The organism is Acetobacter malorum (genome assembly GCF_002153605.1).
Taxonomy (GTDB): Bacteria; Pseudomonadota; Alphaproteobacteria; order Acetobacterales; family Acetobacteraceae; genus Acetobacter; species Acetobacter malorum_A.
The window spans coordinates 284169-305548 of sequence record NZ_JOPG01000005.1 but is presented as its reverse complement, the minus strand read 5'-3'; the positions used below and the strand labels follow the sequence as shown (position 1 = coordinate 305548).

The following is a 21380-nucleotide window of genomic DNA, read 5'->3' as shown; positions in this document are numbered from 1 at the left end:
CACGGAGCCACTCATGATTAAGTTCAAACTCAATGGCCGTGACGTTTCCGTCGATGTGCCAGAAGATACCCCCCTGCTCTGGGCCCTGCGTGACGAGCTGGACCAGACAGGCACAAAATTTGGCTGTGGTGTTGGCCAGTGCGGTGCCTGCACCGTGCATGTGGGTGGCCGCGCCACCCGCTCCTGCATCACGCCCATCAGCTCCATAGAAGGCGCTGAGATCACCACGATTGAAGGGCTGCACCCCGAGGGCGAACACCCTGTGCAGCAGGCATGGCGGGAGATTCAGGTTCCGCAGTGCGGTTACTGCCAGTCCGGCCAGATCATGCAGGCTGCAAGCCTGCTCAAGGACTATCCGGACCCGACGGATGAGGAAATTGACGGCGTGATGGGCGGCAGCCTGTGCCGCTGCATGACCTATGTCCGCATCCGCAAGGCTATCAAGAAAGCCGCCGCCGCCATGCGTGAGGAGAAATCTAATGGGTAAACTGGAACGCATTGCAGCCCGGCAGGACCGTGCGGCCGGGCGTGGCCCGACCCGCCGTGGTGTGCTGCTGACAGGCCTTGGCTCGGCGTTCATGTTCGGGTTCGCGCGGGAGGCTTCTGCCGCGCAGACCTACCCGCAGAATGCCAGCCTGCCCGGCAATGGCGCGTTTGAACCGACTGTCTGGTGTTCTGTCGGCCCGGATGGCGTGGTGAACGTCAACATCATCCGTGCAGAAATGGGCCAGCATATCGGCACCGCCCTCGCCCGCATTATTGCGGACGAAATGGAAGCCGACTGGGACAAGGTCCGCATCACCTATGTGGATACAGACCCCAAATGGGGCCTGATGGTCACCGGTGGGTCATGGTCTGTGTGGATGACATGGGATGTCTTCCGTCAGGCTGGTGCCGCCGCCCGCACCGTGCTGGTGGAAGAAGGCGCCAAACTGCTTGGCACCTCCCCCGCCAACTGTATTGCGCGCAATGGCCGCGTGATTGCCGGCAACCGCTCAGTGTCCTTTGGTGATATTGTCAGCCACGCCCGCCCGACGCGCTCTTTCAGCCCGGATGAGATGGCAAAACTGCCGCTCAAGCCCGCAGCTGAACGCCGCCTGATTGGTAAAGAGGTCAAGGCGCTGGACATTCCGTCCAAAACCGACGGCACTGCCATTTACGGGATCGACGCCAAGCTGGAAGGCATGGTGTATGCGCGGCCCAAACTGCCGCCCACGCGCTATGGCTCCAAGGCTGTCTCGGTTGATGATAGCGAAGCCAAAAAGATCAAAGGCTATATCCGCTACATCGTTCTGAACGACCCGTCCGACACGGTCCCCGGCTGGGTTGCGGTTCTGGCCTCCACCTATCCGGCCGCCATCCGCGCAACGGATGCGCTGAAGGTCACCTGGACGCCGGGCAAGACGGCGAATGTCTCGGAAAAAGACATTATCGAACACGGCCGCAAGCAGATTGCCGAGAAAACCGGTGGCTCCTGCGTGTTTAATGATGACGGCGTGGATGAAGCTTTTGCTTCGGCCAAACAGGTTTTTGAACGCACCTACACTTGCGCGTCCGTGCTGCACTACCAGCTTGAGCCCATGAACGCTCTGGCCCGCCTGCAGGACGGCAAATGGGAAATCCATTGTGGCAACCAGTGGCAGTCTCTGTTCCTGCCGGTTATTGCCAAGGCGTTGCAGGTTAAAGAGTCCGATGTTGTCATGCGCAGCTACCTGCTGGGCGGTGGCTTTGGCCGCCGTCTGAATGGGGATTACGCTGTTCCCGCTGCCCTGATTTCCAAGGAACTTGGTGGCAAGCCGGTCAAGCTGATCCTGACGCGTTCTGACGACATGCAGTTTGACTCCTTCCGCTCCCCGTCCATCCAGACGGTGCGCGTGGCTCTGGATGACCAGAAAGCCCTCAAAGGCTGGCAGCACCATGCGTCCGCAGGCTGGCCGACCGGCGTGATGGCTGCGGCCTTCATGGAAAAGGGTGCAGACGGCAAACCGTACGATCAGTTCGCCATTGCCGGCGCTGACCATTGGTACGATGTTGGTCCGATGCGCGTGCGTGCGCTGGATAATGATCTGGCAGACGCCACCTTCCGTCCGGGCTGGCTGCGTTCCGTGAGCTCGGGCTGGACGCCATGGGCGCATGAAGCGTTTCTGGATGAGCTGGCCCACGAACTCGGGCATGACCCGGTTGAGTTCCGCCTCTCCCTGCTGACGGCTAAAGGCCGCAATGCTGGCAAGGCACCGGACTCTGTGGGGGGGGCCACCCGTCAGGCCAATGTGCTGAAGCGTCTGGTTGAAAAATGCGGCTACGGCAAAGTCCAGCTGCCGAAAGACACGGCCATTGGCATTGCCACCACCTTCGGTCAGGAACGCGCTATGCCGACCTGGACGGCCGGTGCTGTGCAGGTGCACGTGGATCGCAAAACCGGCGCTGTGACCTGCCAGAAAATCTGGCTGGTTCTGGATGCCGGTACGATTGTCGATCCGGATGGTGCGATGGCCCAGACGGAAGGTGGTGCTCTGTGGGGCCTGAGCATGGCGCTGTTTGAGAACACCGAAATCGAAAACGGCAACGTGCGCGACCGCAACCTGAACACCTACACCCCGCTCCGCATTACCGACATCCCGGAAATGGATATCGAATTTGTGGACAGCACCGAAAAGCCCATGGGCCTTGGTGAACCGGGTGTGACCACCATTGGCGCTGCGATTGCCAACGGCGTGTTCAATGCTGTGGGCGTCCGCCTGCGGCACCAGCCCATCCGCCCCGCGGATGTTCTGAAAGGCCTTTCTGAGAAAAAGTCAGCCTAACGCAGGTTTTTTCCTGAACGGATAAAACGGTTATAAAAAACCGGCGCGCTGTTTTCAGCCGCCGGTTTTTTTATGTACCAAACTTTAAGAGCCGCAAAAGCCGCCTGTGAAAAACAACTATATGCCCATAAAAAAAGCCCTCCAGACCGTTCAGGGCCTGAAGGGCTTTTCCATTTTCATACGGCAATCAACCAGAGATAATCCAAAAACTGGAAATGGTGCCTCAGACTTTTAAAGATGCCGCAGCAGACCGGATCGCCCGCGCCATAGCCTCCACACCATTCCCACGGTTGGTGGAAAGAGCCTGCACCAACCCGAGATCCCGCAGGAAGTGCGGGTCTGTCGCCATGATTTCCTCACACGTGCGGCCGGAATAAACCCGCAGCAACAAGGCCACCAGGCCGCAGACAATGGCGGCATCAGACAGTCCGGCGAAGTAGAGCTTGCCGCCCTCTTCCCGTGCTTCCAGCCACACCTGGCTCTGGCAGCCCGGCACGCGGTGCTCATCATTGCACCATTCCGGTGGGAACGGCGGCAGCTTGCGGCCCATCTCAATGATGTACTGGTAGCGTTCCATCCAGTCATCAAAGACTTCGAGCTCATCGCGGATCGCGTCAATCGCCTCAGCGGCGGTGTCTTCTTCGGGCAGTAAAAAGGGTGCGTTCATTACAGAATAAACCGGCTGAGATCGCCCTTGCGGGCCAGAGGAGCAACTTTTTCCTGAACCAGAGAGGCTTCGACGTGAATGACTTCGCCTTTCCGGTCAGACGCTGTGAAGGAGATTTCCTCCAGCAGCTTTTCCAGCACCGTGGCAAGACGCCGGGCACCAATATTTTCCACACGCTCGTTGATGTCGGCGGCCAGCTCGGCCAGCGCTTCTACTGCGCCATCCGAGAAAGTCAGCGTCACATCTTCCGTGCTGAGCAGCGCGATATACTGCTTGAGCAAAGAATGCTCAGGGTCCGTGAGGATACGACGCAGATCCTCACGGGAGAGCGGCTGAAGCTCAACACGGATCGGCAGACGCCCCTGCAATTCCGGCAGCAGATCAGACGGTTTGGCCAGATGGAAGGCACCAGACGCGATAAACAGAATATGGTCCGTTTTCACCGCACCATATTTGGTGGAAACCGTCGTGCCTTCAATCAGCGGCAGCAGGTCACGCTGCACCCCTTCACGCGAGACATCGCCACTGCGCCCGCCGCCATCAGCCGCGCGCCCGCAGACCTTGTCGATCTCATCCAGAAAAACAATGCCGTTTTCCTGCGCATGCGCCACGGCTTCCCGCGTCAGGGCCTCATTATCCAGCATCTTGTCAGCTTCTTCACGCTCAAGATACTCCCGTGCAGCAGCCACTTTCAGGCGGCGCTGCTGAGGGGCCTTGTTCATGAAATTCTTCATCATCTCGCTGAAGTTGATGACCTGCCCGGGCATCATCCCCGGCATTTCACCGCCACCAGCGGGGGCTGCTTCCACAACAGCCACCTCAACCTCTTTATCTTCCAGCTGGCCATCCCGCAGCATGCTGCGGAACTTGTTCTTGGTCTCAGCCGACGCACTCGCACCGACCAGCGCATCCACCAGCCGGTCCTCCGCGGCCTGCGCGGCGCGGGCAGCAACGTCCTTGCGTTTCACCTCCCGCAGCATGGTGATGGAGGCCTCGACCAGGTCGCGCACAATGCTTTCCACATCGCGCCCCACATAGCCCACTTCCGTAAACTTGGTGGCTTCCACTTTCAGGAACGGGGCCTGCGCCAGTTTGGCCAGCCGGCGGGCAATCTCGGTTTTACCGCACCCGGTCGGGCCAATCATCAGGATATTCTTAGGGACCACTTCTTCACGCAGCGCTTCTGGCAACTGCGCGCGCCGCCAGCGGTTGCGCAACGCAATGGCCACGGCACGCTTGGCGTCAGCCTGCCCGATAATAAAGCGATCAAGCTCCGAGACAATTTCCCTCGGAGAAAATGTCGGTGCATCCATCAGGAAGAAGCCTTATCGGTTGAAGGAGAAGCTGTCAGCGTTTCAACCCGCACAGAATAGTTGGTATAAACGCAGATATCCCCGGCAATTTTCATGGAACGACGCACAATTTCCTCAGCGTCCAGATCCTCGACCGTCAGCAGCGCACGCGCTGCCGAGAGGGCAAAATTCCCGCCGGAGCCAATGGCGATAATGCCATCTTCCGGTTCCAGCACGTCGCCATTCCCTGTCAGCGTAAAGGAATGCTCCGCATCCGCCACAGCCATCATGGCTTCAAGCCGCCGGAGGTAGCGGTCTGTCCGCCAGTCCTTGGCCAGTTCCACACAGGCGCGTTCAAGCTGATTGGGGTAGCGTTCCAGCTTGCCTTCCAGCCGCTCCAGCAGGGTGAAGGCATCTGCCGTTGCCCCGGCAAACCCGGCCAGAATGGAGCCAGAAGGCCCGATACGCCGCACCTTGCGGGCGTTGCCCTTGATGACGGTCTGACCGAGCGTCACCTGCCCGTCCCCGGCCATAGCCACAGTCGGGCCACGCCGGACACAGAGGATGGTTGTCCCGTGCCATCCGACGGGATCATGCGAGGAGGAGGCTGTCTGAAAGCTTTGCATGGTATAAGGAGATAAGCCTTCCTGCCGCCAGCACAAGAGGCCAGCAGGCAGGAAACCGCTCGTTATGCGGCCAGCATGGCCCTGACATCCCCCAGCAAGGCATCCCGCGTGTAGGGTTTGTGCAGGACTGTCACCCCTTCCGGCAGTAAGGCGAGGTCGGCATAGCCAGTTACAAACAGGACGGGCAGTTCTGGCCGCACATCATGCAGGCGGCGGGCCACTTCATCCCCGTTCATGCCCGGCATCATCACGTCCATCACCACCAGCGCAATATCCGGCTTATCGCCAATTACGCTCAGGGCTTCCGCGCCGCTGGCAGATTCCAGCACATCATACCCGGCACGACGCAGAAAACCGGCGGTGACCGCCCGAACACCCGGTTCGTCATCCACCACAAGAATGGTCTCGCCATGCTGAACCGGGGGCAGAGACGGAGGAGTGACATGCCCCCCGCGAGCAGGCCGAACCTGCGCAACCGGCGCGCGGTTTTCCACCATAGCGGGCAGCCAGAGTTCAATGGACGTGCCACCACCGGGCACGCTTTCCACCCGCACCTCTCCACCGCAATGGCTGATAAAGCCGTAGATCATGGACAGGCCCAGCCCTGTGCCCTGCCCGATGCCTTTGGTCGTAAAGAACGGATCAAAAATGCGGGCCTGCATTTCTTCCGTCATCCCCACACCGCGATCCGTCACCTGCACCACCACCCATGCTTCCCCGTGGGTGGCGTTGCCCGTCAGGCCCAGAGGCCGGTTTGCCTGCCGGACGGAAACGGTCGTCGCTCCCCCTTCCGGCTGCGCATCCAGCGCATTGACGCACAGATTGAACACCGCCAGTTCCAGCTGTGTGGCATCCGTCCACACCACAGGCAGCGGCGTGGACGGGATATCAAACTGCACGGTACTGAAGCGCGTGCTTGAGGAGACAGACGCCCCGCCCAGCACGGCCTGAATTTCATCCGGCACTTTCCCCTGTGTCATGAAACTTTGCAGGGACGCCATCAAATCCCGCAAATCAACCTGCTGGCACACCAGATGCCGCGGCCTGCTGAAGTCCAGAAGTTTCTGCGTCAGCGCGCCGCCACGGCGGGCCGCTTCCAGCGCGTTATGGAACAGGCGTGACACGCCCGGCTCCTTAGGCGGTTCCAGATCCATCACCAGTTCAAGAGAGCCGAGAATAGCCGTCAGCAGATTATTGAAATCATGCGCAATGCCGCCGGCCAGCGTGCCAATGGCCTGCATTTTTTCTGCCTGACGCAGGCGCTGTTCCATCGCCAGCAGATCGGTCACATCACGATCTATCAGGATGGAATAATTTTCCAGAGCAGACGCACCCGCAGGCGAGGTCCCGTCCGGCGTCCCATCCAGCCGCACACGTGTCAGATCATGCCAGCGAGCATGTCCGTCCGGTCCCGCCAGTTGCAAAATCTGCTGGTCCCGACCGGAAGAGTCCAGAACTCTCTGCGCGTCCTTCAGGCTCTCCAGACGCGTGGCATCCACCAGTTCTTCTTCTGTGTGGCCCACGCACGCATCCACGCTCCGCCCAAACTGCTGCGCCATCTGGCTGTTCAGGCGGATAAAACGCCCGGACTGCTCCTTGAACGCCAGACCAAACGGCAGATTATCCAGCAAGCCACGCAGCAAAAGCTGTTCACATTGCAGCTCTTTTTCCAGACGGTAGCGCGAGGCCGCCTGCCCCACCATGGAGAGCAGGGTTTCATCATCCCACGGCTTATAGGCAAAAAAGGAAATCTGCCCCTGATTCAAAGCTGCTTCCACTGCGGTGATGTCGGCATATCCCGTCAGCAAAATAGCTCCGGCGGAGGAGAGCAGTCTGGCACGCGCCAGAAACACGTCCCCCGTCATACCCGGCATCCGCTGGTCGGACACAATGACGGCAACGTCAGAGCGTTCCTTCAGCAGCGCAAGCCCGCGCTCCCCCGAAGAGGCCGGAAGAACCTCATACGTGTCTTCCAGCAGATCCGTCAGCGCGACCAGAATCTCTGGCTCGTCATCCACAATCAGGACAACAGACCGCTTGTCAGGTTCAGGCAGCATGAGTGCGCCTCTCCTCTTCGGCCCGGTAGGGCACACGCAATGTAAAGCAGGCTCCGCCATTTTCGCGCGCATCGGTCACAACAATACTCCCGTCATGAGCCTGTACAACGCCATACGCTGTCGCCAGTCCCAGCCCAGTCCCTGAGCCTACAGGTTTTGTTGTAAAAAACGGTTCAAAAACGCGTTCCTGAAGATCCTTAGGCACACCCGGTCCCGTATCACTGATTCTAATCACGTAATCCTGTCCGGTATGCGTGGTGGCCGGCTCCAGAGTGGACGTGATTTCAATCCGGTCTTCCTCTCCTGCGGGCAGGCCGGCCTCTTCATGCTCACGCTGTTTTTCCATAATGGCGTCAGCGGCATTACTGACAATATTCATGACAACCTGATTCACCAGAGCCGCCTGACAAAACAGATCTGGCGGTGCCTCCAGCGCACACACCACCCGAATGTTCTGTCCGAGCTTGGGGGCCAGCAAGGTCAACACCATGCTAATGGCATCCGGCACATCCAGACGGCTGAATTCCCCTTCCTCCAGCCGGGAGAACCGCCGCAGGCTGACAACCAGATCCCGCATGCGGGACAACCCGACGAGAGACGCAGCCAGACGTTCACTACTTTTGGCCAGCGCCTGCTCCGCCGTCAGACTATCCCCTTCCCGCACGGCGTTCAGGGCGCGGGTAATGCTACGGTTCACCGTGTTTTCATGCGCCAGAACAAAAGCCAGCGGGTTGTTGAACTCATGCGCAATCCCAGCCGCCAGCTCCCCCAGAGAGGCCATTTTGGCGGATTGCACCAGCTTGGCCTGCGCCTCAATCAGCTTGCGGTTGGCCGCTGCCAGATCTGCATTCACACGCCGCAGGGCATCGGCCAGCGCCATACGAGCACGCGCGCTTTCAATATGTGCTTCTTCCCGCCGGGTTTCATCCTGCACCATCTTGCGGCGCACAAGGCTGCCAATACGGGCCACCAGCAAATCGGGCGCGATATCCGCATCCACCAGATCATCCACTCCGGCGCTGAACGCCATGGTGGCGACCTGACCGGACAACTGCCCGCCATCCACCATCCCCAGCACACGCATGCACTGCCGGGTTCTGCGGCGCATGGCCTCAACGGTGCGGGCAAAGGCCAGCCCGTCAAATAACGGGCAGCCCAGATCCACTACCAGACAATCCGGCTGGTCTTTGCCAACCGGCCAGTTCATCAGGTTGAAATCATTCGGGTCATCAATCAGGACAACACTGGCCCCGTTACGCCGCAACAGGCCTGACAGAACGGGCGGTGCATCCCGCCCCTCACCGCGCCAGGACCACAGTAAACCGCCCGGGGCAGTCACAATCGCTACACAGGGCTGGCGGAACGTCCCACCTATGCGTGAGAGCGGATCTTCCTCATGCTCCCGCAGCAGGGTGCAGATGCGAAACATCAGAAAAGCCGGATCGGCCTGACTGCTCAGGCACGCATCAGCACCCTGTTCCAGTATCAGGCGCTCCTGCTCCGGGTTCTGTGTTTCAACCAGCACCATAACAGGAATACCCCGCGTCACGGCGTTCAGACGCAGGCGCTGGCACAGTTGTGCAGCAGACATATCCGGCAGTGCAGCCGGCACCACCAGCAGATCCGGCAAATGGTCTTCAAACCCTTCAAACGCCTGACGGCCATTGAGGGCACAGCGCACCTGCAGGCCGCGCTGGCTCAGAAGAGCGGAAAACGCCTCCCGCTGCGCGGGTTCCAGCCCCGCCAGCAAAATAGTACCCGAGCGGAGGGTCATCTCAATCCCGCATCCCACACCTGTTGTTCCCGAGCGTACATTACGTTTTCAGGTGTCCTGTTTCTTCTGCTGCCGTCTTCTACATCATGCCCCTGCGTCACGACCACAGGGGCTACGCGTTCATGAGCGTGAATTCATCTAACCCATTCCCGGCAGCCCCGTCTGTTCGCGAATGCGTTACCTGAGGGGGAAAGGCGGTCGCTAAACGGATTGTTATAACAAGATCCTATAGCAGGAAAGCCACAGCACCTCCCTTTTGCGGGAAGCCGGTGTGTGCTTGCGCGGCTCTTGTGTATAATCCCGGCCAATCTGTGCGTGCCAGTTGGTTTCTGACCGCCGCCGCACCCTGCTTTTACTGGCTGAGGAAACACCAGACTATGGACCACACCCCCAACCGCGCTGAGGCTCAGCGGCCACTTTCCTTTTTATCCAACGCACAGAACGCCACCCCACTGGGGCTAAAGCTGGCCCGTGCGGGCCTGTGGTCCATCTGCTATTTTGTGTTCTACTTTATCCAGCAACTTGCAGAGCTGTTTGCCCCGCTGCTGCTGATTGCCGGTGTGGCATGGAAAGCCCTGCCTGTGCTGATTGGCGCAGTCTCTCACGTCAGCGCCTCGGCAGACCCGCAGGCGCGGGACGCCATTGCCAACGTCGCCTCCGCCATCCCGGAACAGCTCACCATGGCAGGCCACACGCTGACAGCCAGCGGCATGATCTGGGACGGCATTTTGCTGATGGGTCTGGCCGCCGCCGGAGCCACGCTGGCCACACTGGCCGGGCGCAATATGTAAGAGACGGCTCAGCCCGGTTGATGCAGCCGGGCTGCCGCAGGCCATGCCTGCACAATATCCTGCCACAAGAGGCAGACGCACAGGATGACCAACACAACCCCCACACCGCTGGCAATCCACGCCCACCGCCAGAACCGGTCCGTCAGCATCAGGTCACGTAACGCGGGCATTCTTACCTCTTTCTGATTAATCTGCGTGTTGTCTTCAGAGCGCGTCTTCAGCCCGTACGACGTAAACTGGAAAGGCTGGCTAAGCACGCTTGGCTCGTCCGACACAGCAGGGCGCGCCCCCTGCGGACCAGCCGCAGCAAGCCCGCTTAGCGGACCCAAAACCCGCTCATCGTCCCGCGTAGCACGGCCTGTTCCGGCGGCCTCCGGCGTCGAATCGGAGGAGTTTTCTGATGGCGGGTTTGTCATGACGGGCCGACACGTTTCATCAGCATTCTCTTAAGATGGCGCTCTCTGAGCGCACACACTCTCTCAGCGCCCGATCTTTCAGGCCGCCGCGGAGCCGTCTTTATACACAACAGACGGGCGGACACGCCAGAGCGGACACCTCAGCCCGCCATTTTCCTGTTTTTTCAGTGTTTCACTCCGTCCCCCTGCGGCTTCTGATCGACAGCACGGCCCTCCCTCCGTTACAGTCAACCTTATGCGTAACCCCCGTCCTTTTTGTCTGCTGCATTGCGGCAGAAGCGTGCTTTCACCATGATTCGTCTCACCAATGTCTCATGGCGCAGGGAGCGCAAGGCCAGCACACCCGTGCTCTCCAACCTGTCTTTTGAAGTGCCTCAAGGTGGCTTCCGCTGGCTGCTTGGCCCCTCTGGCGCGGGCAAGACCAGCCTGCTCAGTCTGCTGCATGTAGAAAGCCTGCCCTCCGATGGTACGCTGTGCCTGCTGGACAAGGATGTGACAGCCCACACGCACCGCTCCGTTCTGGTCCGCCTGCGGCAGAGAATCGGTATGGTGCATCAGGATTTCCGGCTGATGCCGGACCTCTCCGTGGCCGATAACGTAGCGCTGCCCATGCGCCTGCAACACAGGCCGGAAGATGAAATTACGGATGAAGTTCAGTCTATCCTGAAATGGGTGGGCTTAGGCGACCGGCTCGGCGTCCGGGCCTCCCGCCTGTCCGGCGGTGAGCAGCAGAGAACAGCTATTGCCCGCGCCATTGTGCATCGCCCCGGCCTGATTCTGGCGGATGAACCCACCAACGCGCTGGAAGAGCCGCAGGCCCATAAACTTCTGGATATGTTCAGTGAACTGAGCAGCATGGGCACCACCGTGATTGTCGCCACCCATAATGAGGCACTGGTCCGCCGCCTGCCCCGGCCAGCCCTTGTGCTGGAACGCGGCTGCCTTATGCAGGACGGAGCCTGAGCCGTGGCCCTTCCCTTTTCTGGCCGTAAAGACGGTCTTTCCCTCTCCGAAGCGCTGCCTGACAGAAGCCTGTTCATTCTGGTCGCCATGATGAGCTTTCTGGCCGCCCTGACGCTGACGGGTGCCACGGGTGCCCGCACCCTCTCCACCCGCTGGGCAGGCGGTGCCGCACAACTGCTGACCATTCAGGTTTCCGAACCCGACCAGCCCCTTGCTCCAACCAGCAAAACCGACAAGACGGCTGCGCAAACCCGTGCTGATGCCGTGCTGGCGGACCTCGCGGCCCTGCCCACCGGCACGCAGGTCCATCGGCTGACGCAGGACGAACTGGCCAGACTACTCACCCCCTGGCTGGGAGACGCAGGCAAAACGGCCCTTCCCCTGCCTGCCGTTATTGAAGTGCGTCTGGCCGAGGGACAGGAAGCCCCGGCCAATCTGGAACAGACGCTGGACGCCCATGTGCCCGGCACGGTGGTGGAACATAATGCGGAATGGAGCGCCCGCCTCCGCGCTCTGGCCCAAAGCCTGCTGGCCTGCGCGGCTCTCGCGCTCGTCACGGTAGGCGGCATTGCTACGATGATCACCGCTCTGGCCACCAAAACAGGCCTCTCCACCCGACGCGATATTATTCAAATCCTGCACGGTCTGGGAGCGACAGACAGTTATATTGCCGGGCGTTTTGCATGGCGCACGGGCGGGCTGGCACTTGGTGGAGGCCTGCTGGGCACTCTGCTGGCCATGGCGCCGCTGCTCCTGCTGTTCAGAATGGCGGCCCCGTTTGCGGCTTCCTCGCTGCAAACCGCCAGCACCACCATGCCGGACTGGCACACCCTGCCGGATATGCTGCCCGGAGACATGCTGGTCGGGCTCGCTGCTCTGCCGTTTGTTGCCGCCTTTATTGGCTGGGCGACAACACAGTTCATGGTCCGCGTCTGGCTCCGACGGCTCCCATGATATACGAGGCCGATCGTCCTCATCGTCCCTCGCGCCTGTCTCGCTTCACCTTCTGGTGGATTAAAATGGGGCTGCTAGCCAGTCTGGCGCTCTGCGGAGCGTTTGGCTGGTTTGTGTATGACGCGCTCAAGCCTGCCCCGGAGAACATGCCGCATACCGATGGCATTGTGGCCCTGACAGGCGGACAAGGCCGCGTGGATACGTCCCTGCGCCTGCTTATGCAAAACCGCGGCGATAAACTGCTGATTTCCGGAGTGGACCCGCAAGCCACCCAGCAGGATCTTCTTCCGCCTCACCTGCCGGAAAGCCTCAAGGACCGCGTAACCCTTGGCTATCTGGCCCGCTCCACGATTGAAAATGCGAGTGAGACAGCTGCATGGGTGGTAGACAACCATGTCCACACCCTCACAGTCGTTACAGCGGGCTATCACATGCGCCGCGCTCTGGTAGAACTCCGCCGCACCCTGCCGGGCGTCACCCTCTACCCCTACCCGGTTATCCCGCCTGCACTCGAACACCCGTTTGAACGCTCAACCCTGCAACTCCTCCTACGAGAATTTGCAAAATGGCTCGGCGCACTGGCGGGTTTTGCGCATAGCCCGTCGCATGTTGCGGGGTGAGCGTATGGAAAGGGAGTGAATGTCTGATTAGGCGCGGGGGGGGGCAGAATGTCGCCTATTGAATTTGGAATGAAGATAGGAGACATTAAGAAACAACTTTCAGGGGATTAAAAATGAAAGTAATGATTATAGAATCAAGTTACCCTAAAGATTTTTACCATAATAGATTGGACGGAAATTCCGTTTCTGGAATTCTTGATACCATGCATGTCGAGAATAAGCTGCGTTATGTATTGGATTTTAAGCATTTTAAGAAAGCTATTAAAGAATGTGTCGAAGGCCGTTTTGAAGTGCTTCATATCTCATGTCATGGGGGAGAGGATGGGATAGCACTTGCGGATAACTTCCAGCCTAATTGGGATCAATTCTGTGAAGCGTTCCAAGACTTAGACTGTGCTCCGCCAGTTTTAGTGATGTCTGCTTGCTGTGGAGCCTCCTCCGGCATTGGAAAAGCATTCGCGCAGCGGGAAAAACATCCTAAAATAATACTTGGCTCACAAGAGGCCTTAACTTTCAGTCAATATGCCACTGCTTGGTCAATTCTTTACCATCGTTTCAAATCTGGCAAGCTTGATAAAGACACGGCGCAGTTAGCGCTGCAACAAATTGTGGCGGTAGTAGATAAGTCCTTTCGATATCTACGTTGGAGCAACGAGAAAAGGAAGTTTTTACAATATCCCACCTCCGGAAAATCTTATACGGTATCAGAAATTCATGTATGAATGTTGAATATTTTCTTATAGAAAGAACAAATATTCAAATTTTCAAAATAGATTAAAAAATCTTGAGGTATAAGAAACCCATGACCGAAGCGCACATCGTAATTGACGAATCGAAATTTTCAACGTTATGGAGCAGTATAATTACAAATGAGGAGATGGCTCGAGCACACCAGTTTTTTGATGAGATCACAATAAAGAAGATTAGATTTGATGACAGAAAAATTTCTTTTAAAAAAAGAGCTGAAAAAATACAGATCAAAGAAAAAACAAATAAAAGAAATAAATTAATATCTCATTTTTCTAAATCTTATGCTGATCTTATATCAAATCTGCAAGATATGGAAAATTACGTCTGCGCCGCAGAAAAACAGGGAACAAACGAAACTAAAAATATAGTATATAAAATGTTAGCTCATTCACAAGATATCGAAAGAACTTTGATATTTCATTTTTGGGTGTGCGTGAGGAACAAGCATTTTTCGGGAAAGGATTTTAAAATTTGGATAAATGAAGAAAGAAAATACATTGACTCCGTATTCCTTGATTCATTGGGCAGCAATTAGATTAAACTTATTACTATTTTGCATTTGGAATGCACTCCGATAGTGCACATAGATTTTTTTTTGAATATTTCTTAGTGTGTTGAAATAATTACTTACACGAAGTCATTTACGTCCGCTTTGCAGATACTGATCCCGGTTAGACGAGGACTGAAATGAGGGCGAAAGCAGAGAAACTGCTTCCGCTCGCTCCTGAAAACTCTCTCACATCCCATGCAGCACCCCCGCATGATGTCGGATATGGTCCGCAGCAAAACTCTGCACAAACCAGTAGGAATGGTCATATCCCGTGTGTCGGCGGAGGCGGAGGGACTGGCCTGCTTTGCGGGCGGCCTCTTCCAGCAATTCCGGTTTCAGTTCGCGTTCCAGAAACTGGTCGGCCTCGCCCTGGTCAATCAGAATATCCGCCGGGTGGCGGTAGCCATCTTCCAGTAGGCAGACAGCATCTTCCCGCCGCCATGCCTGCCGGTCTGGCCCCAGGTAGCCGGTAAAGGCTTTCTCGCCCCACGGTACGGCAGCTGGATGCACTATGGGAGCAAAAGCCGAGATGGATTTCCAGAATTCCGGCGCCCGCAAGCCGTGCACCAACGCACCGTGCCCACCCATGGAATGCCCCATAATGCCGCGCCGCGTGCCATCCAGTGGGAAGAGCCGCTCTGTCAGAGCAGGCAGTTCCTGCGCAATATAGCTGCCCATGCGGTAATGGCGGCTCCACGGCTCCTGTGTCGCATCCAGATAGAACCCGGCTCCGGTGCCAAAATCCCAGCTCTCCTCCTCACCCGGCACCTGCGCCCCGCGCGGCGAGGTATCCGTCGCCACCAGCGCAATCCCCAGCCGGGCGGCTTCGGCCAGCGCGTGGGCCTTGATAAAGAAGGTTTCCTCCGTGCAGGTCAGGCCCGCCAGCACATGCACCACCGGCACAGGCCGCGCCGCCGTGGCACCGGGCGGCACAAACACGGCAAAGCGAGCTTCCAGCCCCAGAACGTCGGACTGATGGCTGTAAAAGCCAACACGCCCTCCGTGGCACAGGTGCTCCGATCTGGTTTTCAGCATGCTGCTGGTCGTCATCCGCCCGACACTCCTTATTTCCCCGGAGTCAGAGCGCGAACGCTCCGCCGCCCTGACACAATACGGTCACGATAATCCGTTTTTTAACGGACGGGCCAGAACCGTTGTCTCGTTCGGGGTCACAAGAAAATCATGACAGTTTTTTTAAAAAGCTCTCCCCACCCCCGCCACACACGCCGCGAGACATGCTATTGTCCCGTTCTGTGCGATACAGCATTGCACCCAGAGAAACCCTTCGGGGTCTAAGCTGTTAAGCATCATTGCTTTTTACGGTCCGGCCCCGCGCCCGACATCAGATAGAATGGAGATTTAATGGATGATCGTTGACCAACGGATCGGCCTGCGCATCATCACGAAAGAAATTTTTGGTGTTATCCTGCTTATGGCGGCGTGGGATCTCATCGTGGTTATCCTGTTCCAGGTGTTCCATCAGGAATGGATGGAGCAGCCAAGTCTCCCCACCTCGCTCATTGGCTCGGCACTGGCCCTGTTCATGGGCTTTCGCAGCAACAGCGCTTATGCCCGCTGGTGGGAGGCCCGCACTCTATGGGGAGCCATTACCAACAACAGCCGCTCCTTTGGCCGGCAGGTTGGCACTCTGCTTAAGGACCGGCCGGACCTGATGATGGGCATGGCCGCCTACCCGCACGCCCTGCGTGGCGCACTGGGCAATGTGGATGTCTCAGCCGACGTCAACCGCCTGCTCCCGCCGGAAATGGCAAAGGCCATTGCAGGCTGGCGCAACCAGCCTAACGCCATTCTCTATCAGCTCGGGCTCGGCGTGAGTGATGAAGTGGCGAAAAAGGGCATTGATGGTGCCGTGCATGGCCAGATTGACCGCATCCTCTCGGACCTCGCCAACGCGCAGGGCGGGCTTGAACGTATTCGCAACACGCCGTTGCCCATGCAGTTTTCCGCCCTGCCCCGCGCTCTGGTGAACGTCTTCTGTATCGTTCTGCCGTTGTCCATGGTGCAGACACTGGAATGGATTACGCCGCTGGGGTCTTCTCTGGTGGGTATTCTGTTTCTGGTGCTCGATAAAAGCGCGAATGACCTGCAGGAGCCGTTTGCCAGCACGCCCCATGCGCTTCCTATGGCAGCCATGGCCCGCACGATTGAAATTGATGTTGTGCAGCCCACAGGCCTGCCGCTGCCCCCGCCCATCACGGCAGTAAACGGCATTCAGCCCTGAACTCCGGCTCCATCTGCCATACGGCCCTGTCTGCCGTTTTGGAAGACAGGGCACGGAAATTGTGGTATAAGGTTTGGTTATGAGCACATTCAGAACAACTCCGAAAGGCGGCGTGACAGACGCAATGGCACGCACTGCCGCCGCAACAACCGCAGCGCAGGCCAAAACCAAAATTAAAGATGACGACCCCTTCCAGGAAGGTGACGCCATTGTCTACGCCGCCCACGGTGTGGGCCGTGTAGACCGCATCGGTGTTGATGAGATTGCCGGGACCAAGCTGGAAGTGATTCAGATCTCCTTCCCCGGCAACCAGATGACCCTGCGCATCCCGCTGACAAAAGCCCGTAAGGCTGGTCTTCGCAAAATCGTCTCGCGCGAGATTGTGGATAAAGCCATGGCGATCATCAAGGGCAAGCCGCATGTCAGCAAAGGCATGTGGGCCCGCCGCGCTGTTGCGTATCAGGAAAAGATCAACTCCGGGGATCTGGTTCAGATTGCCGAAGTCCTGCGCGACCTGCGCCGCAATGTGGATAGTCTGGACGGCAGCTTTAGTGAACGGAAGCTGTTTGAAGCCGCTCAGGAACGTTTTGTGGCGGAAGTCGCTGTTCTTGAGAAAAAAGACCCCACGGAAGTTCTGGACTCCCTCACGGCTGTGATGAAAGCAGCCTGAGCACCACGTTCCAGACCTGACGCAAGAACCCGGTCCGGCCCTGTGCCTGACCGGGTTTTTTGATGGCCAATGCGCTTCCTCTTTTCAGCACTGTATGAGCGCAGTAGGCTGGAGACCATGACGCGCAAAGCCTCCTCCCCCGCACAGTCTGCGGCCCCTGATCCTGCCATTCTGCGCCGGGCGCTGAGTGAGATCAAAGCCGGGCATTTTGAAAGCACTCTGAAGGCCCTTAGTCCCTACGCCAGCAGTAGGGAGAACTCCGTCGAAATCTTACGTGCCTTCTGTCTGGCAGGAACCGGCAAGCCCGAACAGGCTGCGGAAATTCTGTGCCGCGTTGCGCAGCAAAGCCCCACCTCAGTGCACCCGCTGCAAGACCTGAGTGACATCATGGCCGAACTGGACCGGAGGCCGGACGCTGTTGCAACCTGCCGTGCGGCGATCAAGGTCACCCCGCAGGATGCCCGTATTTATGATGTGCTGGGCGGCGTGCTGACCCAGATGGGCCTGTTTGACGAAGCGGTTGAGACCCTCCGCCACTCCATCGCCCTCCGGCCCAATGCCACCTATTCCTACAACATGCTGGCCATGGCGCTGACGGAGCGCGGGGATATGGCCGAGGCTCTGAGCGTGCTGGAAGGGGTGCTGGCTGAAAACCCGGACCATGCCGGCACTCTCTCCAACATCGGCTGCATTCTAGCTGGTGAAGGCCGATTTGAAGACGCCCTGAATGCCTACCGCCGCGCCATTGTCTACCGCCCCACAGATGCCCAGATCCGCCTGAACCATTCCATCACTCTGCTCAAGGCCGGGCGCTATGCGCAGGGCTGGGCCGAGCATGAATGGCGGCTGAAACTGCCGGGCCATAGCAGCCTGCCGCAGGACCGCCTGCTCCCGTCTCTCGGCCCGGATACAGACCTGACGGGCCAGCGCGTTCTGGTCACGCAGGAAGAAGGTCTGGGCGATACACTGATGTATCTGCGCTATGTCGAGCCGCTGGCCCGCCGGGGGGCGCATGTTCACCTCTGGGTGCCGGATACGCTGGAAGCTCTGTGTCGCCGCCTTGAAGGCGTTGGCACCGTACAGGTGGGTGGCGAGGTGCCGCCCTATGACTGGCATTGCCCCTTTATCAGCCTCCCCCGCGTTTTTGCCGCTACGCCGGACGCCATGGGTGCGCCTGTCCCGTATCTGAAAGCCGACCCTGACAAGGTGAAGGAATTTGCCGAACTCCTGCCGGACAATCACAAGCTGAATGTCGGGGTGATCTGGGGCGGTGCGCCGCGCCCCAATTTGATTGGCCCGCATATGGTGGACCGTAGGCGCTCCATGAGCCTGAAAACACTGGAGCCGCTTAGCGCCATCCCCGGTCTCAATCTCATCAGCCTGCAAAAAGGACCCTATGCGGACCAGATGCTGAACCCGCCGCGCAACATGACGCTGTATGACCCCACGGATGACCTCCACACCATGGACGATACAGCCTCGCTTATGATGTCACTGGATGTCATTGTCTCTGTTGACACCTCGTCCGTCCATCTGGCCGGGGGACTGGGCAAGCCGGTCATCATGATGGATCGGTATGACAATTGCTGGCGCTGGCTGCATGGGCAGGACACCAGCCCGTGGTACCCGACCATGCACATTGTCCGTCAGACAACCCCGCGCAAGTGGGATGATGTGGTGCAGAAAGTCGCTGAACGCCTGCGCGTCATGGCCGCCTACCGCGCCTGACGCAGCGACGAAGCCTGAAACAAAAACGGGGCACCGGGAATTTCTCCCCGGTGCCCCGTTTGCTTTTTCAAGCCGTGTTCAAATCAGCCTGAAACAGCGCTTTTGGTGGTCGCCGGAACCAGCAGTTTTGCACCGCCACCATTTTCCAGAACTTCAAACACACCCAGAGCACGACGCGTGCGCCCATCCGGCAACAGCGTGAAGGGACCATCCACCCCGGCAAACCCTTCCGAACGGGTCAGCACATCAGCCGGGTAACCATTGGGCGCCACGCGCGCAACGGTGGTGGCAACTTTTGCGGCGTCGTAGGACAGATCAGCCAGCGGACGCGGCATATGGTGGTTACGCGCCATAAAGCGGCTGGCAAAGCTCTGGCGGGATGACGGATCCGGCGCTGCATACCAGGCCCCTTTCAGAGCGCCCAGCTTGGTCGCAAACGCAGCCCACAGACCCGGCCCCATAATCCGCACATTTGCGGAAGACACCTGACTGTCTGCCAGCGCGCCAATCACGTTTTTCAGGCCAAGGCCGGTATCACCCAGCAGCAGCGCATCAAACGGCGGCGGCGCAAGTTTGGGCACAGCCGGTGCCTGCGCGGCACCATCAGCCGAAGCGGTTGCAGACGTATCAGACCCACCTTTGAGCGCAGCAGCCAGATCAGACGGCAGCGTCTTATCTGTTGCATCCGCGCTACCCGTAGCAGGCGCTGCAGGCGTGCTTGCAGGAGCCGTCGCATTGCCATCCGGCTGTGCGTCTGCACGGCGCGTGTCATAGGAGGACAGTTCCCGCATCATCTGCGTGATGCTGGCCTGAGAGCCGGTGTGGTACACAATGGTGGGGGACATCAGGCCCTGATCCCGGCAGGATGCCAGCAAACCATTGCCCAGCGCATGGCCCAGAGGGTTATCCGGCAGGAAGGCCGCAAAGCGATGCCGCCCTTCCTGACGCGCCGTGGCGACCAGACGCTCCACCTGATCTTCCGGCGTAATGCCCATCACCCACACGCCATTCCGGGCCTGACCAACATCACTGGTAAACGCCAGAACCGGCATGCTGGCAGACTGCGCGGCGGGGGCTGCGGCAGCGGTGTCCACTGCCGTCAGCGGGCCGAGAATAATACCATCGCCAGCTTCCGCCGCAGCCGTGGCCGCAGCGGAGGCGCCCCCAACGGCTGCTGTATCATGCACATCCATTTGCAGAGCAGAGGCCTGCCCCTGCGCCGTGGACGCACCATTTTCTGAAAGAGCAAGCTGCGCTCCGGCCAGAAGCTCATGCCCAAGGGCTGCATTCGGCCCCGTCAGCGGCAGCAGAACGCCAATCTTGTGGCTGGTCGCGGCCTTTGGTGCCTGCGGGCCTGTGGCTGCACCGGGGCCGGACTGGTCTGCACATCCCGCCATTGCAAGGCCAACTGCACCCAAAACAACCATTCCGGTCTTGCGTCCTGCGCCATTTCCAGCCAGACCTCGCGTGGATGCCTTTGACAGGAAAGAATATGTGCGCGTCATCATCCAGATCGTCCTCCGCAAACAACCGGCCTGATGAAGCTTATGACCGGACTTCCACACTCCATAGCGAAGGAAAGGCCTCTCGTCATGCCTTCTCTTCCTCCGGTGGTGCGGCAGGCCTCACTCTGGTTGCGACTCCCATAGGAAATCTGGGAGATTTCAGCCTGCGTGGCGCGGAAGCTCTGGCCGAAGCCGACCTGATTTTGTGTGAAGATACCCGCATGACAGCCCGCCTGCTGTCTGACCGGAATATTACAACCCGCACGGAAGCCCTGCACGAGCACAACGAACGCCAGCGCGTTCCGGCCCTGATCGAGCGGATGCAGAACGGCACCCGCATGGCGCTGGTGTCCGACGCAGGCATGCCGCTGATGTCTGACCCCGGCTTCCGGCTGGTGCGGGCAGTTATTGAGGCAGATCTGCCACTGACCGTCATCCCCGGCCCTAACGCTGCTTTGACCGCGCTGGTGCTCTCAGGCCTGCCGCCACACCCCTTTATGTTCATCGGCTTCCCGCCCCCGCGCTCCGCAGCCCGCAAGGAGGCCTTCGCCAAACTGCGCGCAGCAGAACGGGCGGGCCTGAGCGCCACTCTGATCTGGCATGAAGCCCCGCACCGTCTGGCGGATACGCTGGCCGACATGGCCGAAGTTTTTGGGGAAGACCGCCCGTGCGCAGTGGGACGGGAACTCACGAAACGCTTTGAAGAAGTCAAACGCGGACCCGTAGGCACCCTCGCTGCATTCTATGCGGAAACAGCGCCGCGAGGGGAAATTACTCTCCTGCTCGGCCCGGCAGAAGCCGAGGAAAGCAGCGCGGATGATCTGGACACCACCCTGCGCTCCCTCCTGAGCACACACTCTGTAAAAGACGCCGCCGCCCTCGCCGCCACCGCCATCGGCTTGCCCCGCCGCACGGTTTATGCCCGTGCGCTGGAACTGGCGGCGGAACTTAAAAACAGCGCGGACTAAATC

At 59.0% G+C, this 21380-nt stretch carries 20 protein-coding genes; 12 read left to right on the top strand and 8 right to left on the bottom strand.

From position 1 onward, the window contains the following. The first annotated feature begins 13 nt into the window (after positions 1 to 13). Entirely contained in the window at positions 14 to 487 is a 474-nt protein-coding gene (locus HK23_RS03125; protein ID WP_063908136.1) for a (2Fe-2S)-binding protein, read from the top strand. Further along, positions 480 to 2804, top strand: coding sequence for a xanthine dehydrogenase family protein molybdopterin-binding subunit (locus tag HK23_RS03120; protein ID WP_086652814.1), 2325 nt, complete (start codon positions 480 to 482; stop codon positions 2802 to 2804). The genes HK23_RS03125 and HK23_RS03120 overlap by 8 nt, the downstream gene beginning before the upstream one ends. A 223-nt stretch (positions 2805 to 3027) precedes the next feature. Here the strand turns inward: HK23_RS03120 and HK23_RS03115 are convergent, their stop codons facing one another. The 5 genes from HK23_RS03115 to HK23_RS03095 all read right to left on the bottom strand — a co-directional run bounded on the left by HK23_RS03115 (position 3028) and on the right by HK23_RS03095 (position 9220). Then, positions 3028 to 3471, bottom strand: a complete 444-nt coding sequence (locus tag HK23_RS03115) for a SufE family protein (protein ID WP_062251023.1) — start codon at positions 3469 to 3471, stop codon at positions 3028 to 3030. After that, positions 3471 to 4784 (bottom strand): ATP-dependent protease ATPase subunit HslU, encoded by a 1314-nt coding sequence (gene hslU, locus HK23_RS03110; protein WP_086652813.1) that lies wholly within the window; start codon positions 4782 to 4784, stop codon positions 3471 to 3473. The genes HK23_RS03115 and hslU overlap by 1 nt, the downstream gene beginning before the upstream one ends. Continuing rightward, positions 4784 to 5389 (bottom strand): ATP-dependent protease subunit HslV, encoded by a 606-nt coding sequence (hslV, locus tag HK23_RS03105; RefSeq protein ID WP_086652812.1) that lies wholly within the window; start codon positions 5387 to 5389, stop codon positions 4784 to 4786. Before hslV ends, hslU begins: the two co-directional genes overlap by 1 nt. A 62-nt stretch (positions 5390 to 5451) precedes the next feature. After that, positions 5452 to 7446, bottom strand: a complete 1995-nt coding sequence (locus HK23_RS03100; RefSeq protein ID WP_086652811.1) for a response regulator — start codon at positions 7444 to 7446, stop codon at positions 5452 to 5454. After that, positions 7436 to 9220 (bottom strand): hybrid sensor histidine kinase/response regulator, encoded by a 1785-nt coding sequence (locus HK23_RS03095; protein WP_063908132.1) that lies wholly within the window; start codon positions 9218 to 9220, stop codon positions 7436 to 7438. Before HK23_RS03095 ends, HK23_RS03100 begins: the two co-directional genes overlap by 11 nt. A gap of 377 nt (positions 9221 to 9597) precedes the next feature. Between HK23_RS03095 and HK23_RS03090 the strand changes: the two genes are divergently transcribed. After that, positions 9598 to 10011 (top strand): hypothetical protein, encoded by a 414-nt coding sequence (locus HK23_RS03090; protein ID WP_143217465.1) that lies wholly within the window; start codon positions 9598 to 9600, stop codon positions 10009 to 10011. A gap of 8 nt (positions 10012 to 10019) precedes the next feature. On the opposite strand, the gene HK23_RS03085 is transcribed toward HK23_RS03090, so the two are convergent. Further along, entirely contained in the window at positions 10020 to 10427 is a 408-nt protein-coding gene (locus HK23_RS03085) for a hypothetical protein (RefSeq protein ID WP_086652810.1), read from the bottom strand. Positions 10428 to 10718: 291 nt separating this feature from the next. Here HK23_RS03085 and HK23_RS03080 point away from each other — a divergent pair, with 291 nt between their 5' ends. From HK23_RS03080 to HK23_RS03065, 5 genes are all read left to right on the top strand, one after another. Next, complete coding sequence (locus HK23_RS03080) at positions 10719 to 11390, top strand: cell division ATP-binding protein FtsE (protein WP_086652809.1); 672 nt, start codon at positions 10719 to 10721, stop codon at positions 11388 to 11390. Between the two features lie 3 nt (positions 11391 to 11393). Further along, the gene (locus HK23_RS03075; RefSeq protein WP_086652808.1) at positions 11394 to 12344 is read left to right on the top strand and encodes a cell division protein FtsX; all 951 of its coding nucleotides are present in this window, start codon (positions 11394 to 11396) and stop codon (positions 12342 to 12344) included. Between the two features lie 65 nt (positions 12345 to 12409). Continuing rightward, the gene (locus HK23_RS03070) at positions 12410 to 12964 is read left to right on the top strand and encodes a YdcF family protein (protein ID WP_256940034.1); all 555 of its coding nucleotides are present in this window, start codon (positions 12410 to 12412) and stop codon (positions 12962 to 12964) included. Between the two features lie 113 nt (positions 12965 to 13077). Continuing rightward, positions 13078 to 13686, top strand: coding sequence for a CHAT domain-containing protein (locus HK23_RS14185; protein WP_143217464.1), 609 nt, complete (start codon positions 13078 to 13080; stop codon positions 13684 to 13686). Positions 13687 to 13766: 80 nt separating this feature from the next. After that, positions 13767 to 14249: a hypothetical protein gene (locus tag HK23_RS03065; protein WP_086652806.1), complete on the top strand. Its 483-nt coding sequence runs from the start codon at positions 13767 to 13769 to the stop codon at positions 14247 to 14249. A 201-nt stretch (positions 14250 to 14450) separates the two neighbouring features. On the opposite strand, the gene fghA is transcribed toward HK23_RS03065, so the two are convergent. Beyond that, complete coding sequence (fghA, locus tag HK23_RS03060) at positions 14451 to 15314, bottom strand: S-formylglutathione hydrolase (protein ID WP_086652805.1); 864 nt, start codon at positions 15312 to 15314, stop codon at positions 14451 to 14453. A 316-nt stretch (positions 15315 to 15630) separates the two neighbouring features. Here fghA and HK23_RS03055 point away from each other — a divergent pair, with 316 nt between their 5' ends. From HK23_RS03055 to HK23_RS03045, 3 genes are all read left to right on the top strand, one after another. Beyond that, positions 15631 to 16506: a bestrophin family protein gene (locus tag HK23_RS03055; RefSeq protein ID WP_063908128.1), complete on the top strand. Its 876-nt coding sequence runs from the start codon at positions 15631 to 15633 to the stop codon at positions 16504 to 16506. A 79-nt stretch (positions 16507 to 16585) separates the two neighbouring features. Next, positions 16586 to 17176, top strand: coding sequence for a CarD family transcriptional regulator (locus HK23_RS03050; protein WP_043552352.1), 591 nt, complete (start codon positions 16586 to 16588; stop codon positions 17174 to 17176). Positions 17177 to 17293: 117 nt separating this feature from the next. Next, positions 17294 to 18904, top strand: a complete 1611-nt coding sequence (locus HK23_RS03045; protein ID WP_086652804.1) for a tetratricopeptide repeat protein — start codon at positions 17294 to 17296, stop codon at positions 18902 to 18904. An 83-nt stretch (positions 18905 to 18987) separates the two neighbouring features. Here HK23_RS03045 and HK23_RS03040 read toward each other — a convergent pair whose 3' ends face one another. Further along, complete coding sequence (locus tag HK23_RS03040) at positions 18988 to 20409, bottom strand: penicillin-binding protein activator (RefSeq protein WP_086652835.1); 1422 nt, start codon at positions 20407 to 20409, stop codon at positions 18988 to 18990. Here HK23_RS03040 and rsmI point away from each other — a divergent pair. Then, entirely contained in the window at positions 20397 to 21377 is a 981-nt protein-coding gene (rsmI, locus tag HK23_RS03035; RefSeq protein WP_086652803.1) for a 16S rRNA (cytidine(1402)-2'-O)-methyltransferase, read from the top strand. The genes HK23_RS03040 and rsmI overlap by 13 nt on opposite strands. Positions 21378 to 21380 lie beyond the last annotated feature (3 nt).

Coding starts and splice junctions, on each gene's coding strand:
- HK23_RS03040 (WP_086652835.1), bottom strand. CDS start 20,409: ATGACGCGCACATATTCTTTCCTGTCAAAGGCATCCACGCGAGGTCTG.
- HK23_RS03070 (WP_256940034.1), top strand. CDS start 12,410: ATGGGGCTGCTAGCCAGTCTGGCGCTCTGCGGAGCGTTTGGCTGGTTT.
- HK23_RS03050 (WP_043552352.1), top strand. CDS start 16,586: ATGAGCACATTCAGAACAACTCCGAAAGGCGGCGTGACAGACGCAATG.
- HK23_RS03125 (WP_063908136.1), top strand. CDS start 14: ATGATTAAGTTCAAACTCAATGGCCGTGACGTTTCCGTCGATGTGCCA.
- HK23_RS03115 (WP_062251023.1), bottom strand. CDS start 3,471: ATGAACGCACCCTTTTTACTGCCCGAAGAAGACACCGCCGCTGAGGCG.
- HK23_RS03120 (WP_086652814.1), top strand. CDS start 480: ATGGGTAAACTGGAACGCATTGCAGCCCGGCAGGACCGTGCGGCCGGG.
- HK23_RS03065 (WP_086652806.1), top strand. CDS start 13,767: ATGACCGAAGCGCACATCGTAATTGACGAATCGAAATTTTCAACGTTA.
- HK23_RS03095 (WP_063908132.1), bottom strand. CDS start 9,220: ATGACCCTCCGCTCGGGTACTATTTTGCTGGCGGGGCTGGAACCCGCG.
- HK23_RS03090 (WP_143217465.1), top strand. CDS start 9,598: ATGGACCACACCCCCAACCGCGCTGAGGCTCAGCGGCCACTTTCCTTT.
- HK23_RS03080 (WP_086652809.1), top strand. CDS start 10,719: ATGATTCGTCTCACCAATGTCTCATGGCGCAGGGAGCGCAAGGCCAGC.
- HK23_RS03045 (WP_086652804.1), top strand. CDS start 17,294: ATGACGCGCAAAGCCTCCTCCCCCGCACAGTCTGCGGCCCCTGATCCT.
- HK23_RS14185 (WP_143217464.1), top strand. CDS start 13,078: ATGAAAGTAATGATTATAGAATCAAGTTACCCTAAAGATTTTTACCAT.
- HK23_RS03085 (WP_086652810.1), bottom strand. CDS start 10,427: ATGACAAACCCGCCATCAGAAAACTCCTCCGATTCGACGCCGGAGGCC.
- rsmI (WP_086652803.1), top strand. CDS start 20,397: ATGTGCGCGTCATCATCCAGATCGTCCTCCGCAAACAACCGGCCTGAT.
- HK23_RS03100 (WP_086652811.1), bottom strand. CDS start 7,446: ATGCTGCCTGAACCTGACAAGCGGTCTGTTGTCCTGATTGTGGATGAC.
- fghA (WP_086652805.1), bottom strand. CDS start 15,314: ATGACGACCAGCAGCATGCTGAAAACCAGATCGGAGCACCTGTGCCAC.
- HK23_RS03055 (WP_063908128.1), top strand. CDS start 15,631: ATGATCGTTGACCAACGGATCGGCCTGCGCATCATCACGAAAGAAATT.
- hslV (WP_086652812.1), bottom strand. CDS start 5,389: ATGCAAAGCTTTCAGACAGCCTCCTCCTCGCATGATCCCGTCGGATGG.
- hslU (WP_086652813.1), bottom strand. CDS start 4,784: ATGGATGCACCGACATTTTCTCCGAGGGAAATTGTCTCGGAGCTTGAT.